Source organism: Streptomyces sp. NPDC102514 (assembly GCF_055584525.1).
The window spans coordinates 131,414-146,687 of the sequence record NZ_JBVJLW010000010.1 but is presented as its reverse complement, the minus strand read 5'-3'; the positions used below and the strand labels follow the sequence as shown (position 1 = coordinate 146,687).

Genomic DNA, 15,274 nt, shown 5'->3' with positions numbered 1-15,274 from the left:
AGGCGGTGCGTGCGACTCGGTCGGCGCGGGAGTGTGCTGCTCTCCGGGTCACCAGGACTGTCCCGAACCCCGTTCCCGTTCCGTTCCCACCCCGCGCTCGCCCGGCTCCCGCGTTGTCAGTGCCGGGCGCTTGAATGGCCCCATGAACCTCCACGATGTCGCGCTGCGGCTGCCGGACACCGCCGAAGTCCTCGACCGCTGCGCCTCGTTGGCGGTCCTGCACGCGATCCTCGAACCGGACCCCGTCCGGCGGGGCTGCACCCTCACCGCTGCCCAGGAGGAGGCGCAGACCGCGCGACTGCGGCATCCGGACGGCAGATGGCTGAGCGTCGGCTTCTCCGGGGCCGGGGCCGAGGGCGGCGGGGCGCTGCTGCACTGGCACCAGGAGCCGGGGCAGGGGCGGCCGGGAGTGCTGGACGACGTCCCCAAGTCGCTGTGGCGGATCCTGGAGGACGTCTCGTGCGACTGCCTGGGCGATCCGCGGCTGATGGCCGCCGCGATCTGGCGGGAGCCGGGCGACGACAACTGGCGCGCGACCGACGACTCGGCCCCGGGGGCCGCTCCGTCCCTGCTGCGCTGTCTGACGGGCCGTTCCCCCGAGCGTGCGCGCCGGTTCGCGTTCAAGCACTACGGCACGCGCGCGGGTCGCGAGGCGGTCCACCACCTGATGGCCCTGCGGACGGATCGCGGGCGAGACCGCACCACGGATGTCGCGCCGGGCCTCGGTGCGGATCGCGGGCCGGGCCTCGGCGCGTCGGCCGATACGCCGAGCGCGGCGCCGACCGCAGCGCCTGCCGCAGGATTTGTGGGGCGGGCGCTGTCGTCGGTCGAGCGTCTGCCGTCGGCGGCCACGTACCGGCGGAGCAGCGAGCTGTTCCGCCGCCGTGACGCCTCCGGGCTGATCACCACCGCGGCCTTCCGGCACCGGGCCGGCCGCGACCAGCAGCACTTCACCGACCTCGCCGCCGAGGTCGACGGCGACATGGTGGCGATCGGCGGCGGCGCGACCGCCGTGGAATCACCGCAGGGCGCGTTGCTGACCGCCTCGTACCCGGCGGACGACGGATCGGCCTGGCTGGCGTCGTCCAAGGACCACAACATCCCGCAGCCGCACCGGCTGACCGCCTTCGCGATCGGCATGAGCATCGACGGAGTCAGCCGTGAGCGGCTGGCCGGGGAACTGCTGACCGTCGTCAGGACCCGGAGCGAGCGCGCGGCGCACCCGTTCGCCTCCGCCCGGGTCCCGGCGGGCCACACGCTGATCGGCGGGGGATTCCGCGTCAACTGGCGCGATCCCAGGGGCGGTCACACCGAGGGCAACCTCGCCACCGCCTCCTACCCGCGGGCAGGAGGCGCCTGGACCGCGCGCTCCAAGGACCACCGGGTCTCCAGCCCGTGCACCATCGACGCGTACGCGGTCTGCCTGAAGTCCTCGTTCGTGGTCGACGGCGTCCGGTACACCGTCGACGCCCGGACGGACTTCGCCGAGAGCGACGGCGGTCCGGTGCCGCATCCCTCCGCCGCGCTGTCGCTCCCCGCGACCGGACACGTGCTGACCGGCATCGGCGCCGAAGCACTCCCCACCGAACCGGGCTCGCTGCTGTGGCAGTTGGAACCCACGGCGGACGGTACGAGCCCGGGTGTCAGGTCAGGATCGAAGGATCACGTGGAATGGTCCCCGGACACGCTGTGCGCGTGGGTGCTGGCCGTCCGCCTGATACGAAGCTGATCTCGGAGTTGCTGTCGGAGCTGATGTCGGAGCTGACGGGCAGGGAGTGCGCGGGCTGAGCCGTCACTTGCCGAACAGGCCGGACACGATGTCCGTGATGCCGTCGAGGAGACCGCCGGAGGACGTCTCGGTCGGCGAGGGTTCGGCCGGGGTGTCCGGGGGAGTGGAGTCGGCCGTACTGGGAGCCGTGGTCGGCTCCTGGGCCGAGTCGGGGGACGCCGTCCGGCTGGGCTGCACGGCGACCGCTTCCTCCTCGTCGGCGGGCACCGCCCCGGTGTTGCCCGCCTTCGAGGACGCGCCGGCCGCGGACGGCTCGTCGGCCGAGGTGGTCGAGCCCTTCTCGGCCGACGGCGAACCGCCCATCGCCTCCGGGGCCGTGTCCTTCGACGGCTGCCGGATCGGTGACCCCGCGGCGGTGGAGGAGGGACTGTCGGCGGTCGGTGCGCCGGACTTCGGCGACTCCGACTGCTCGACCTCGTCCACGCTCTGGTTCTGGCTGCTGCCGCCGAGCACGCCGGGTATCTGGAGCCATGGAGCGGTGGAGTTGCCGTCGGCGATCGCGACGCCCAGGGTGGCGGCGGAGCACACGCAACCGGCTGCCACGAGCCAGCCCATCCGGCGCATCCGGCTGGCCCGCCGGCCGCTGGGATCGACGAATATCGGCGCGGACTCCAAAGAGTCGGACCGGCTTTCCGCGCCGCGGTCCACGACGTCCGTACCCTGCTCCGGGCGTATGTGCCCTTCCCCGCCCGCCTTGCCTGTCATGCAACTGCCCTTTCACCGTGCTGAGGTTCGTGTGTGAGCCGAGTGTTGTCGGCCTGCGAGGGTGATCCGTTGCCACTGCGGTGTACGGATTGGTCCAAAGAGGAAAAGTTTTGTCCGACTCGATCGCCAGGAGGGGACGGCCACGCATCCGTCGGCGACCGCCGCTTCGGCCGGTTGCCCGGCTCCGACGAGATCGCCGTGCTGGTGACACAGACACAGACGCATCCGTCTCCCAGGGGGCCTCGGTGGTAGCGCGCACCAGCCGCTGAGTCACCGCGGGCCGCCGGGAACGCGGGACGCCCAGACCCAAGAGCCCGAAGGCGTCGCCGCCCGCCGCCGCGGAGCCACCCGCGTCCGCCGCGCCCCGGTCGAAACGCTCGGCGGCGCTGCGCTGCGCTGCCCGGCCCACCGCCCGGCCCGCGCCCGCATACGCCAGCCCGCCGCAGACGCATCAGGCAGGGCCGACCGACCCCCCGCCGCACCGCCACCCCCCGGCGATTCCTCGCCGAATCCCCCATTGACACGTTCGGCTAATCACATTAGCTTTTAGCTAACAACCTTAGCCAAGCGGTCGGCGGCAACAGTCGGCCCATACGATCCGGGAGATGTCATGACCGAGTACCTCGCCGTCGACGGCGGCACCATCGCTTACGAGGTGGCCGGATCCGGCCCGCTGATCGTCCTCGCGCACGGCATGGGCGACAGCCGCGCCGCCTACCGCGCGTTGATCCCGCCGCTGGTGGCGGCGGGCCACCGCGTCGCCGCCGTCGACCTGCGCGGCTGCGGCGAATCCAGTACCGACTGGCACGCCTGGAGCCGTACCGCGATCGCCGGCGACCTGCTGGCCCTGATCCGCCACCTCGGCGGCCCGGCCGTGCTCGTCGGCCACTCGATCTCCGGCGGCGCCGCCACCATCGCCGCGGCGCAGGAGCCCTCGCTGGTCACCGCGGTCGTCGAGCTGGCGCCGTTCACCCGCAAGCAGTCGATCAGCCTCGGCGGCATGCGCCTCAAGCGCTACCGGCAGGGCATGTTCCGGCTGCTCGGCACCGGCGTGTTCGGAAGCGTCGGCCAGTGGCGCGCCTACCTCGACGTGGCCTACCCCGGCACGAAGCCCGCCCACTGGGCCGAGCGGCTCGGCCGTATCGACTCCCTGATGCGTGAGCCGGGCCGGATGAAGGCCATGCAGGCCATGGGCCGCAGCGCCCCGACCGACGCCGGCGCGCAGCTCGGCAACGTCCGCTGCCCGGTCCTGGTCGTGATGGGCACCCTCGACCCCGACTGGGTCGACCCGCACGCCGAGGGTTCGGCGATCATCGGTGACCTGCCGGCCGGCCTCGGCCGCCTTGAGATGATCGAGGGCGCCGGACACTACCCCCACGACCAGTTCCCCGACGAGGTCCTCTCGCTCGTGCTCGGCTTCCTCCGGTCGGACGCCGCCCGTGCCTAGGGCGGGCCTGGACCCGGCGGCCGTGGTCGCGGCCGGCGCCGCCCTCGCCGACGAGGTGGGTTTCGCCCACCTCACGATGGGCCTGCTGGCCCAACGGGTGGGCGTGCGCACCCCGTCCCTGTACAAGCACGTGGGCGGTCAGGAGGACCTCAACCGGCGCATCGCGGCGCTGGCGATGAGCGAGGCCGCCGACGCCGTCGGCGGCGCGGTCCAGGGGTATGCGGGCCGCGACGCCCTGGCGGCCGCCGCGCGGGCCTTCCGCGCCTTCGTCCTGGAGCATCCCGGCCGGTACGCGGCGACGATCGGCGTGGAACCGACCGACCGGGACGATCCGATGGCCGTCGCGGGCCGGCGGCTGCTCGGCGCGTTCAAGGCGGTCCTGCGCGGCTACGAGATCGCGGAGTCCGACATGGACCACGCCCTGCGCATGCTCCGCAGCCTGTGCCACGGGTTCGCCACACTGCAGGCGGCCGACGGCTTCCAGTGGAGCGCCGACATCGACGAGAGCTTCGAGTGGCTGATCGACTTCGCCGACCGGGGCCTGCGCGCGGTCTGAACGCACGGCGTCGGTTCCGGGTCAGTTCTTCCGGCCCGTCCCGGTGAGCGAGGCCCGCTGCCGTGCGGCGCGTACCGCCGAGGACAGCGCGGCGATGTCGTAGGCGCCGTGGTGACGGCGGCCGTTGACGAAGAACGTGGGGGTGCCCGACACCCCGCTGAGGTCGGCGGACTCCACGTCCGCGGCGACCCTGGCGGCGCCCGTACCGGCCCGGAGGTCGGCGCGGAAGCGGTCCGTGTCGAGGCCGATCTCCCCGGCGTAGCGCAGCAGGTCCTTCGGCAGCAGATCCCCTTGATGCCGCATCAGCTGCTCGTGCATCTCCCAGTAGCTGCCCTGCCGGTGGGCGGCCTCGGCGGCCTCCGCCGCGAGCTGCGCACCCGGGTGCACGTCCGGCAGCGGCAGATGCCGCCACACGTACCGTACGTCGCCGAAGTCGGCGAGCAGTTCGCGCACCACGGGCTCGGCCAGCCCGCAGTAGGGGCACTCGAAGTCCCCGTACTCCAGGAGTGTCACGGGTGCGTCCCGGGGGCCTCGCACGTGGTCGCGGTCCATGTCGACGGGGTCGCTGAGGTCGACGATGGTCTGCCCGGTGCCCAGCAGGGCGCGGGCCCTGGACTGCGCGGACAGGGCGCCGGTCACCGCGGTGACCAGCCAGGCGAGGAGGAACGAGCAGAGCACGGCGCCCAGGATGCCGATCTTCGCCTGCTCCAGTTGGTCGCCGTCGAAGGCGAGGGTGGCGATCAGCAGGGACACCGTGAAGCCCACCCCGGCCAGCGTGCCGCCCGCGGAGATGGCGCCCCAGCCGACCGGCGGATGCAGGCGTCCCTTGCTGAGCCGCGTGGTGAGCCAGGTCGCGCCGATGATGCCGACCGGCTTGCCGAGCACATAACCGAGGAGGATGCCGAGGGTGACCGGTGAGGTGAACGCTCCGGTCAGCTGGTCGGCGCTGAGGGTGATCCCGGCGTTGGCGAGGGCGAACAGCGGCACGATCACATAGCTCGTCCAGGGGTGGAGCATGCGCTGGAGCCGGTCGTTGGGAGAGAGCGTGGAGGCGATCTGGCGCCGTACGGTGCGTTCGAGTTCCGGGGTCGGCTGCTCGCGGAAGCGCCGGAACTGCCTGCTGGCCTGTTCCAGGTCGCCGCGTTCCGCCGGGCGGGCGTACGTCAGCAGTCCCATCGCGAGGCCGGTCACCACCGGGTCCACCCCCGACTTCAGCAGCGCCACCCAGATGGCGACGCCCAGGACCGCGTACAGGGAGGGGACGCGCATGCCGAGGGTGCGGCGCACCACCAGCACGACGGCGAACAGGCCCAGCGCGGTCAGCAGCGCGGGCAGGGCGATGGCCCCGCTGTACGCGAAGGCGATGACGGCCAGGGCCAGGAAGTCGTCGACGACGGCGACGGTGAGGATGAAGACCCGCAGACTGCCGGGCAGCCGGTTCCCGAAGACGACGAGCATGCCGAGCGCGAAGGCCGTGTCCGTGGACATGGCCGCGCCCCAGCCGTGCACGGAGTCCTCGCCCGCGTTGACCGCCAGATAGATCGCGACGGGTACGAGCATGCCGCTGAGCCCCGCGAGCAGCGGCAGGGTGATCCGCCGCCGCTCCCGCAGCTCGCCCATGTCGAACTCGCGGCGCGCCTCCAGTCCGACCACGAAGAAGAACAGCGTCATCAGCCCGCTGTTCAGCCACTCGCGCAGTTCGAGGGAGACGCCGCCCGAGCCGACGCGGACCGACAACTCGGTCTCCCACAGGGAGTCGTACGAACCGGCGCCGACGTTGGCCCAGACGAGGGCGGCGAGCGCGCCCGCCAGCAGGAACGCGGCACTGCCGGTCTCCGTCCGCAGGAAGGCGCGCAGGGGGCTGCGGGGGGCGGTGCCGCACAGGGTCTGCAGCGGCGGCGGTGAGGTCTCGGAGGGCACGGTCACCCTCTGATTCTGACCCCACTCATGATCCGGCACCCGACGGGGGCGCGGCCGGTGGCGTCAGCGGCGTCCGGTCGACGACACGAGCATCGGCAGCGAGACGTAGTCGGCGAGCGCCCGCTGGCCCGCGATGTTGGCGTGGATGCCGTCGCCGGTGTCGTACGCGGGGTTGATGCTGTTGGGCTTCAGCGGGTCCTTGAGGACCTGGTCGAAGTCCATGACGCCGTCGCACGTCCCGTCGCAGAGGTTCCCCTTCTTGACGTGGGTGCCGACGGCGTGGCGGTCGAGGTTGTTCCGGTCGGTGTAGCCGGGACGCGAGGTGATCGGCGTGACGTAGACCTTGATCCCGGCGGCCCGCAGCCGCTGGAACACCTCGTCGTAGCTGCGCAGGATCAGGTCGGCGTCACAGCCGTTGGCGAGGTCGTTCGTGCCGTAGTAGTAGAGGACCCCGGTCACGCCGTGCAGGGCGAGCACATCCCGGTCCAGCCGAGCCGCCGCGTCGAGCCCCCGTATGCCGGCGGGATTGCGCGGGCAGTCGGCGGAACTGGTCGTGCCGCCGATGCCCGCGTTGGCGATCGCGAGCTGCCGGGTGCGGGGGAGTTCGGCGGTGATGCGGCGGGCGAGGTCGTCCGTCCAGCGGTGATCGGTTCCCTCGGGCGTGCAGCCGGGTCCGCAGTCGGTGCTGCCGGTCCCGTCGACCACCGAGCTGCCGTACGCGACGATCGTGCCCCTGAGCTTCGGGTTGTGCACGTCGACGGCGCTCACCAGATACGTGGAGCCGACGGTCTGCGTGTACGCGGAGCCGCTCGCCTCGGCCGTGTGGTCGCCGGAGCCGGGCGGGGTCAGGTAGTTGGAGCGGAACGCTCCGGTGTGCCGTCCCGGCGTGACCGTGCCGGACACGGACAGGGAGACCGCGACGTCGTCCTGCGCATCGGTCCTCAGCGCCGCCGCGTCGCTCCACACCTCGCCGCCGGCCGGTACGACGACCTCGCGCCGCCCGTCGAAGGTGACGGCGAGGACATCGCCCTCCACGGACGCGTCCTGTCCGCCGCTGTGGCCGACGGTGGCCGCGTCCACGGTGAGCGGGGCCGTGCCGAAGGTGTTCTGGATCCGGACCCGCAGCGCCCCGCCGCCCTGGCCGAGATGCGTGATCATGCGAACGGACTGGTCACGCAGGGGAGTCGGGGCGAGTTCCTGCTGCGACTGCGCCCAGGAGGTGAACCAGGAGCGTCCGGCCGCCGCGGTGCCGGCGGTCACGGTGGTGTCCGGTGTGGCGGCCGTGGTCGCGGAGACCGTCGACCCCGACGCCAGGAGCGTCAGGGCCAGGGCCAGTGCGGCGCGGCGCAGGGAGGGCGTACGGAAAGGGGGCATGGGGGTCCCTTCGGTGACGTACGGTCCCGGCGCGCAGGCGGAACCGCCGGGACCGCGGCGGCTCATTCCCGTACGGCCTGCCCGTGGGATCCCTGCGTCAGACGTGACAGCCGGTGCCAATTACCTTTTCAGGTGAGGGAGTTACTGACTCGCCCGGTCCGTACCGACCGCCCGTGCCGAAGGCCCCGCGGTCACGAAACGCGGGCCACACCCGTGTAGATGCCGCTGCCGTCGGCGCCCTGCACCTTGCCCGACGCGTCCCACTCCGTCGCCGTCACCAGACCCGGCGTCACGAGTTCGAGGCCGTCGAAGAAGCGCTCCACCTCCGCGCGGGTGCGGAAACCGAGCTGGATGCCGCCCTTGGCGTACTCGGCGGTGACCTGCGCGGCCAGTTCCGGATACAGGTCGGAGGCGGCGTGCGACAGCACCAGATAGCTGCCCGGCGGCAGCGTGGCGACCAGGTCGCGGACGATGGAGTGGGCGTCCTGCTCGTCGGGGATGAAGTGCATCAGCGCGATCAGCGACAGCGCGATGGGACGGCTGAAGTCCAGGACGCGCCGGGCGTGTTCGACGATCGCCTCCGGCTGCCGCACATCGGCCTCGATGTAGTCGGTGACCCCGCCGGGACGGCTGACCAGCAGCGCCTCGGCGTGACGCAGCACGATCGGGTCGTTGTCCGTGTAGACGACCTTCGCCGTCGGCACGATGTCCTGGACGATCTGGTGGAGGTTGGGCTCGGTGGGGATGCCCGTGCCGATGTCCAGGAACTGGTCGACGCCCTGGGTGGCGAGCCAGGCCGCCGCCCGGTGCATGAACTGCCGGTTCTGACGGGCCGCGTCCTTCGCCTCGGGCGGCAGCTTCTCGCCCACCGCCTCGTCGACCGGATAGTTGTCCTTGCCGCCCAGCAGCCAGTCATAGACCCGCGCGGGGTGCGCCTTGTCGGTAACGATCTGCGAGAACCGCTGTGGGCCGGTCGACATGACAAGCAACTCCATCGCGCCAAGAACGGGTTGGACCAACTATTCGATCACGCAGGTGGAGTACATCATGTGCTCCGCGCGGGAGGGAAGCGCCGGGCGTACGAGACCACCGCCAGGGCCACCGCCAACGCGCCCAGGAGCCAGCCGCCGAGCACGTCCGTCGACCAGTGCACGCCCAGCCAGATCCGGGTGAACCCCACACCGGCGACGGACACCACCGCCACGGCCACCGCGACACGCCACAGGACGCGCCCGGCGCCGTACAGGCGCAGCACCCACAGCAGCAGCCCGCACGCCACCGTGGCCGTCATGGCGTGCCCGGAGGGGAAGGCGGCGAAGTGGGCGGAGTCCACCGGGTCGGGCCAGACGGGCCGGTCGCGGTCGACCGCAGCCTTGATCCCCTGCGAGAGGAGCGCGGCGAGGAGGCTGGTGGCCGTCAGCCACAGGGCGAGCCACCACGCGCCGTGGTGCAGCACCAGCCAGAGCACGGTGACGGCGATCAGGGCCCGCATCGTCCAGGGGTCCCACACCCAGTCGGTGAGGATGCGGAACGCCTGGGTCAGGCCGGGGTCGTCGACCGCCCAGCGGTGGGTGGTGCGGGCGATGTCGCCGTCGAGGGCCATGAGCGGGTCCCAGGAGGCCGTGACCAGGACGATCAGCAGCACGATGGGCGGAGCGAGAGCCGTGGCAACGCGCAGGGCGATCCCGGGGCCGGTCGCGTGGGGCGGCGAGTCGACGGGAGAGTGCATGCGTCGATCCTCGCCGACGGGTGGGGTGCGAGGCGAACCCGGGGGTTTCCCGTGCGTTATGCCTGCGGCTACCCGAGCGCCCGCAGCCCCGGCCCGAAGGCCACCAGGACCGGGATCACCGGCACCAGCGCCGCCGCCGCGGTGAGCCTCAGCCGGCGGGTGGGCGGGAGACGGTCCGGGGGAGTGAGCAGCCGGTGGACCCGCTGCGGAACATGCGCGTGAGGGGTGGGGCAGGGCCCGAACACCCCGCGGTCCTCGTTGAGTTCGACCAGCGCGAGGGCGGTGGTCAGCCGGCCGAACCTGCGTGACGCCATGTCGTCGGCGGCGAGTTCCACCAGCCGGTGCATCTCGTCGCGGAACGCCGCGAACACCGGGACCTGCGGAAAGCCGCCCGCCAGCGCCGCCGAGGAGTGCAGCAGCCAGTTGTGCCGGGCGCGCGCGTGGCCCTGCTCATGGGCGAGCACGGCGTCCAGCTGCTGCCCCTTGAGGCGGCGCAACGCGGCGGTGGTGATGACGAGTCGGGGTGCGGCGCCGGGCAGCCACCAGGCATCGGGACGCTCCCCCTCCAGGACGACCAGCCGCTCACCGCCCGGCTCCTCACCGGGCAACAGCGGTGCGCGTACGAGGAGTTCGGCGCGGCGGCGCCGGCGGCGGGCGGCGGCCCGGCCGATCTCGCGGGCCAGCATGGCCGCGGTCCACACCCCGCCGAGCGCCAGCGTCACCGCCGTGGCAGCGGCCCAGGGTCCTCCGGCGAGGGCGTAGGCCTCCACCACGGCGTGCGGGGCGGGGGCGAAGAGCCGGCCGCGGACCGCCTGCCAGGCGGCGGCAGCGCTGAGCGCCATCGACAGCGCGCAGCAGAGGAGGACGGCCACCACCACGCACTGCCACGCCCACAGGGCGACCACCGGTTCGCGGTCCTGCCATTCCGCCCGCGCGAGCAGGCGCGGAGCGAGAACGGCGGCCAGGGCGCCGAGCAGCAACAGTGCTGCGGGGACCATCATGGACGCAGCCTATGAGCGCGGCGGCGCCGCCGGATACGACTGGTCGTGGCAAGTGACGCAGACCACGGTTCCGTACAGCCGCGAATCCCCTCAGAGGGTGACCTGAGGGGGTGCTCGGCCGGTCGCTTCGGTGAGTGCCCTCAGAGGGTGAGGAGCATCGCCAGCATCCCGATGCCCATGGCGAGCCGGCACGCCCGCGCCAGCTCCAGCCGGTCGCCCCAGCCGGGCGCGCGGAGGTCTCCCGCCGGGCCGTCGGCGGTGACGGGCACGAGCCGGGTCCCGGTCCACAGCACGTACGCCGTGAAGTACACGAGCAGCACGCCGGTCAGGACGGGAATCCCCGCATGTGTCCCGCTCGCCATCATCGCGGCCATGTAGACCATGGCGAAGGCGCCCACCAGGTGATGCAGATGGTGGGCACTGCTCCGCGCCGCCCACAGGGCCCGCAACGCGGCCGCCCCGAACACGGCCGCGTAGACCGCCCAGGCCCAGCGCGGTGGCGCCAGTACCGCCGCGGGCACGGCCATCGCGGCCATGCCGAATCCCATCAGCGCCTCGCCGCCCGCGGTGCGGCGCTGCTCCTCGACCCTGCTGCGCATCCGCAGCAGGCAGTAGGCCCCGGTCGCCGTGCACAGCGCGACGAGCAGCCAGCCGGACGACCCTGCCCCCGGTCCGTGCACCGCGCACCTCCCCGCTCGACGGTGTCGGACAGTCCGGTCGAAGTGATGCCCCGGCCGGACGGGGCGCAAGCGGCGGCAGGCGGGCGCAAGCGAGCGCAACGGCGTACATGGGGAGCGTGCGGGGGGTGCGCGCCGGGCCGGAGCCTCGACGGCCCTATATCTTTTACGAGTAAAACACCTGCTAATCTTACGGGTATGAGCAGTGTCCGACCCCGCCACCGCGCCACCCCCGTCCGCCGACTGCCCCTCGCGGGCGTCCTGCGCCTCAACCGCCCCTCCGACATCTGGTTCAAGCCCGCGCTGAGCGTGGTCGTCGCCGTCGGCGTGCCGAACCTGACACTGCTGGCGCTCGGCCGCCTGGACCTCGCCCTGTACTCCATGGCCGGCTCGCTCTGCGCGCTCTACGCTCACAACCTCCCGTACGCGGCCCGCGGCCGTGCCCTGGCCCGGGTCGTCCTCGGCATGCTCGCCTCGGTCGCGATCGCCCTGGTCACGGCGTCGCTCACGTCCTCCGCGGTCGTCCTGGTCGCGGTCGGCGCGCTGCTCGCCGCCACGCACAAGGCGGTGAGCGATCTGACACGGATCGGCCCGCCCGGACCGGTCATCTTCACCTTCATCAGCTCCGCCTCCCTCTTCGCGCCCCAGACGCTCGGCCAGGTCCCCGGCCACCTCGCCCTCGCCGCCGGGGCGGGCGCCTGGGCCTGGCTCGTCGGAATGGCGCCGGGTCTCGTGCGCCCGCACGGCCCGGAGCGCCGGGCCACGGCCCGCGCGCTGAACGCGGCCGCCGGATACGTGGACGCGTACGAGCCGGTGTCCACGTCCGGCGTACCCGGCGAGGCCGGCCATGAGCGGGCCCGCGCCGCCGCTGCCGCCGCCGTGCACGCGGCCTGGCAGTCGCTGCTCGCCACCGGCGCGCGCCCGGAGCCCCGCCGGGCCCTCGAACAACTGGTCGTACGGGCCGAGGTCGCGCTCGCGGCCCCCGCCGACACGGACCCCGCCCGGCTGCGCTCCTGGGCGCGCGACCTGCGCGGCACGAACCCCGTACCCCGTGTGGCGTCCGGACGGGACGCCGACGAACTGCTCGGCGTGGAGGTGGAACTACGGGAGGCCGGACCGGCGTCCGGAAACAGCGTGCGGAACAGGTGGCGCGGGAGGCGCGGGCTGAGGTGGTGGAGCGGCAGGCTGGGCCCCCTCCTGCCGCTCGCCCTGCGCACCGCGCTCGGGTGCGCCCTCGCCGGTTACGTGTCGCTGGCGCTCGGCGTCGGCCGCCCCTACTGGGCCCTGGTCACCGCGGCCTCGCTCTATCAGGCGAACCTCACGCTCACCTGGAGCCGGGGCGTCCAGCGCGTCGTCGGCAACCTCGTCGGCGTCCTCCTCTTCGCCGCCGTCGCCCCGCTCGCCCACCTCGGCCCCACCGCCCTGGTCCTGTGCTGCCTCGCCTTCAACTTCGGCGCGGAGGCCCTGATCACCCGCAACTACTGGCTCGGCAGCATCTGTGTGACCCCGATGGCCCTGCTGATCACCGAGTTCACGGGCTTCCAGGAGCCCGGCGGGCTGATGACGGACCGGGTCGTGGACACGCTGGTCGGCGCGGTCGTCGGTTTCGTGGCCGCGGTCGCCGTCACCAACCGGCGCGCCGGGGACCGGATCGAGGACGCCCTCGACACGCTGGAGCAGGCACGTGAGCACGCGGCACGGCTGACAGCCGCCGAGCGGTCCGCGTCCGGCCCCGGCGCCCTGGATGCCGCCCGCCGTCGTCTGGCCGCCGCGCTCGTCGAGCTGCGGGCCACGGTCGACGCGGCGGCCGGCGAATGGTGGCAGCGCGCCCTGCCGCAGGAGCGGGTGATGCTGGCGGAGCAGGCCGGACACCGTACGCTCGCGGCGACGGTACGACGGCAGGGACCGCACGTTCTGGAGGACGCAGAGGCATGACGGCAGCGAACGGTCGGAGGGCGGTCGGCGCCGGCGCCGCCGGTGGCGGGCCGCACGAGGGCGACACGGTCGCCGCGGTGGTCCGGCAGTGGCGGACGGTCCATCCCGACCTCGACACCGGGCCCATGGAGGTCATCGGCCGCATCAACCGGTGCGCCGCGCTCCTCCAGCAGGCCGAGGACGCGCCGCTGCGGCACGCCGGACTCACCCGCCCCGAGTTCGACCTCCTCGGCGCGCTGCGCCGCACGGGCCTCGAACTGACACCGGGCGAGCTGGCCAGGGAGACCTTCTCCTCCGGCGCGGCGGTCACCAAACGGCTCAAGCAGCTGACCGAGCGCGGCCTCGTCGAGCGACGGGGCGACGCCCGCGACCGCCGCGTCGCCCACGTCCGCCTCACGGACACCGGCCGCGCCCTGGTGGACGGCATCCTCCCCGAACAGCTCGCATACGAGACAACGATCCTGTCCGGCCTACCCCCCACAGCCCAACAAACCCTGGCAACAACACTGGGCACCCTCCTGTCCCAACTGGAGGGCCACCTGGGCACCCCACGGGGTTAGGGCCGCGACCAGGCGCCCCAAAGGGGCGCGGGGAACGGCGCGACAAGCCCTCACCGGCCCGCACTGTGAAAGATGCCGGGTGTCGGCGCAGGGCCTGGCGGACCTGTCCTCGATCCCACCGCGGAGGGCCGGGCGCCGCTCAGGGGCGCGGGGAACTGCGCGACCGGCCCCCACCGGCCCGCAGTGTGAATCGTGCCGGCTGTCGGGAAGGGCCGCGGACCTGCGCTGGTTCCCACCGCGGAGGGCCAGGCGCCGCTGAGGGGCGCGGGGAACTGCGCGACAAGCCCCCACCGGCCCGCAGTGTGAATCGTGCCGGTTGTCGGCAAGGCCGGCGGACCTGTGCTGGTTCCCACCGCGGCCGGGCAGGCGCCGCTGAGGGGCGCGGGGAACTGCGCGACCGGCCCCCACCGGCCCGCACCCAAATACGACGCCCACCCCCGAAGACCGCGCAGTCAGCACCGCGCCACCGTGCTGGCCCGCACCACCAGCTCCGTGGCCAGCTCCACCCGAGGCGAGTCGAGAGTCTCACCCCGGGTGAGCCGAAGGACCGTGCGGACCGCCAGCTTCCCCATCTCCGCGAGCGGCTGACGGACAGTCGTGAGCGGCGGAGCCGACCAGCGGACTTCCGGAAGGTCGTCGAAACCCACCACGCTCATGTCCTCCGGCACCCGCAACCCCCGCCGCCGCAACGCCTCGACGGCCCCCAGCGCCATCTGGTCGCTCGCCGCGAAGAGCGCCGTCGGCGGCCGGTCGAGGTCCAGCAGAGCCGCACACCCGGTGAACCCGGACTCGGGATAGAAGTCGCCGGGCACGATCAGCGACTCGTCGACGGCGATCCCCGCCCGGTCCAGCGCCGCACGGTAGCCGTCCAGCCGGGCCCGCGAGCAGAGCAGCCGCGGCGGCCCCGCGACGAACCCGATCCTGCGATGGCCGAGCCGCACCACATGCTCGGTGGCGGCCATCCCGCCAGCCCAGTTCGTGACCCCCACCGTGGGCGCGTCGAGCGCGGGGGACCCCGCCGGATCGACCACCACGAGCGGCACCCCGAGCCGCCGCAACTCGTCGTGCAGCACGGGTTCCAGGACGGACGTCACCAGGATCACGCCGTCCGAGGCACGCGCCCGCAGGTTCGTCATCCACCGGCGCGCGTCCCCCGAACGCCCGTGGATCGCGGAGACGACCGTCCCGACGCCCGCGGCGTGCGCCACTTCCTCCACGCCCCGGATGATCTCCACCGCCCAGGGACTGTCGAGGTCGTCGAAGACCAGGTCGATCAGCGCGGCCCGCACCCGCGCCCCGGGCGGCCGTCGGCGGTAGCCGTGCAGATGCAGCAGGTCCTCCACCCGCGCACGCGTGCCCGGCGCCACGTCCGACCGGCCGTTGACCACCCGCGACACGGTCGGTACGGAGACCCCGGCCTCCCGGGCGATCTCCGTGATCGTGACCTTGCCCCGCCCCTCCCGGGCCCCGCCGTCCCCGGCGCCCCCGGTGTCCTCCTCGGTCAACTGCCCCACCTCCGTTGACGGTCACCCCGTACGCCTCTACCGTTCCGGACGCACTCTCGAAACTTTGCAGAGGTCT

The 15,274-nt window shown here is 73.2% G+C and carries 13 protein-coding genes; 5 read left to right on the top strand and 8 right to left on the bottom strand.

Annotated features, from left to right (window positions below; genetic code table 11):
* Window positions 1-142: 142 nt before the first annotated feature.
* A complete protein-coding gene (locus ACZ60E_RS25485; protein ID WP_469443324.1) occupies window positions 143-1,729 on the top strand; it encodes a hypothetical protein in 1,587 nt (528 codons plus the stop codon).
* Window positions 1,730-1,792: 63 nt separating this feature from the next.
* Here ACZ60E_RS25485 and ACZ60E_RS25480 read toward each other — a convergent pair whose 3' ends face one another.
* Entirely contained in the window at window positions 1,793-2,494 is a 702-nt protein-coding gene (locus ACZ60E_RS25480) for a hypothetical protein (RefSeq protein ID WP_469443321.1), read from the bottom strand.
* Window positions 2,495-3,104: 610 nt separating this feature from the next.
* Between ACZ60E_RS25480 and ACZ60E_RS25475 the strand changes: the two genes are divergently transcribed.
* Window positions 3,105-3,941, top strand: a complete 837-nt coding sequence (locus tag ACZ60E_RS25475) for an alpha/beta fold hydrolase (RefSeq protein WP_469443320.1) — start codon at window positions 3,105-3,107, stop codon at window positions 3,939-3,941.
* Window positions 3,942-3,963: 22 nt separating this feature from the next.
* Window positions 3,964-4,497, top strand: coding sequence for a TetR/AcrR family transcriptional regulator (locus tag ACZ60E_RS25470; protein WP_453792269.1), 534 nt, complete (start codon window positions 3,964-3,966; stop codon window positions 4,495-4,497).
* 21 nt (window positions 4,498-4,518) lie between these two features.
* Here ACZ60E_RS25470 and nhaA read toward each other — a convergent pair whose 3' ends face one another.
* The 6 genes from nhaA to ACZ60E_RS25440 all read right to left on the bottom strand — a co-directional run bounded on the left by nhaA (window position 4,519) and on the right by ACZ60E_RS25440 (window position 11,201).
* The gene (gene nhaA / locus ACZ60E_RS25465) at window positions 4,519-6,417 is read right to left on the bottom strand and encodes a Na+/H+ antiporter NhaA (RefSeq protein WP_469443543.1); all 1,899 of its coding nucleotides are present in this window, start codon (window positions 6,415-6,417) and stop codon (window positions 4,519-4,521) included.
* A gap of 63 nt (window positions 6,418-6,480) precedes the next feature.
* Window positions 6,481-7,791, bottom strand: coding sequence for an SGNH/GDSL hydrolase family protein (locus ACZ60E_RS25460; RefSeq protein ID WP_469443318.1), 1,311 nt, complete (start codon window positions 7,789-7,791; stop codon window positions 6,481-6,483).
* A 191-nt stretch (window positions 7,792-7,982) separates the two neighbouring features.
* The gene (locus ACZ60E_RS25455) at window positions 7,983-8,771 is read right to left on the bottom strand and encodes an SAM-dependent methyltransferase (protein ID WP_384799152.1); all 789 of its coding nucleotides are present in this window, start codon (window positions 8,769-8,771) and stop codon (window positions 7,983-7,985) included.
* A 65-nt stretch (window positions 8,772-8,836) separates the two neighbouring features.
* Window positions 8,837-9,520 carry a phosphatase PAP2 family protein gene (locus tag ACZ60E_RS25450; RefSeq protein ID WP_384799149.1) on the bottom strand — a complete coding sequence of 228 codons (684 nt, stop codon included), beginning with the start codon at window positions 9,518-9,520 and terminating at the stop codon, window positions 8,837-8,839.
* Window positions 9,521-9,588: 68 nt separating this feature from the next.
* Window positions 9,589-10,521 (bottom strand): M56 family metallopeptidase, encoded by a 933-nt coding sequence (locus ACZ60E_RS25445; protein ID WP_469443314.1) that lies wholly within the window; start codon window positions 10,519-10,521, stop codon window positions 9,589-9,591.
* A 140-nt stretch (window positions 10,522-10,661) separates the two neighbouring features.
* Complete coding sequence (locus ACZ60E_RS25440; protein WP_469443312.1) at window positions 10,662-11,201, bottom strand: DUF5134 domain-containing protein; 540 nt, start codon at window positions 11,199-11,201, stop codon at window positions 10,662-10,664.
* A 195-nt stretch (window positions 11,202-11,396) separates the two neighbouring features.
* On the opposite strand from ACZ60E_RS25440, the gene ACZ60E_RS25435 reads away from it, so the two are divergent.
* Together ACZ60E_RS25435 and ACZ60E_RS25430 are read left to right on the top strand one after the other, a co-directional pair.
* The gene (locus tag ACZ60E_RS25435) at window positions 11,397-13,133 is read left to right on the top strand and encodes an FUSC family protein (RefSeq protein WP_469443311.1); all 1,737 of its coding nucleotides are present in this window, start codon (window positions 11,397-11,399) and stop codon (window positions 13,131-13,133) included.
* Entirely contained in the window at window positions 13,130-13,693 is a 564-nt protein-coding gene (locus ACZ60E_RS25430; protein ID WP_384799137.1) for a MarR family winged helix-turn-helix transcriptional regulator, read from the top strand. Before ACZ60E_RS25435 ends, ACZ60E_RS25430 begins: the two co-directional genes overlap by 4 nt.
* Before the next feature lie 452 nt (window positions 13,694-14,145).
* Here the strand turns inward: ACZ60E_RS25430 and ACZ60E_RS25425 are convergent, their stop codons facing one another.
* A complete protein-coding gene (locus tag ACZ60E_RS25425; RefSeq protein WP_469443309.1) occupies window positions 14,146-15,198 on the bottom strand; it encodes a LacI family DNA-binding transcriptional regulator in 1,053 nt (350 codons plus the stop codon).
* Window positions 15,199-15,274 lie beyond the last annotated feature (76 nt).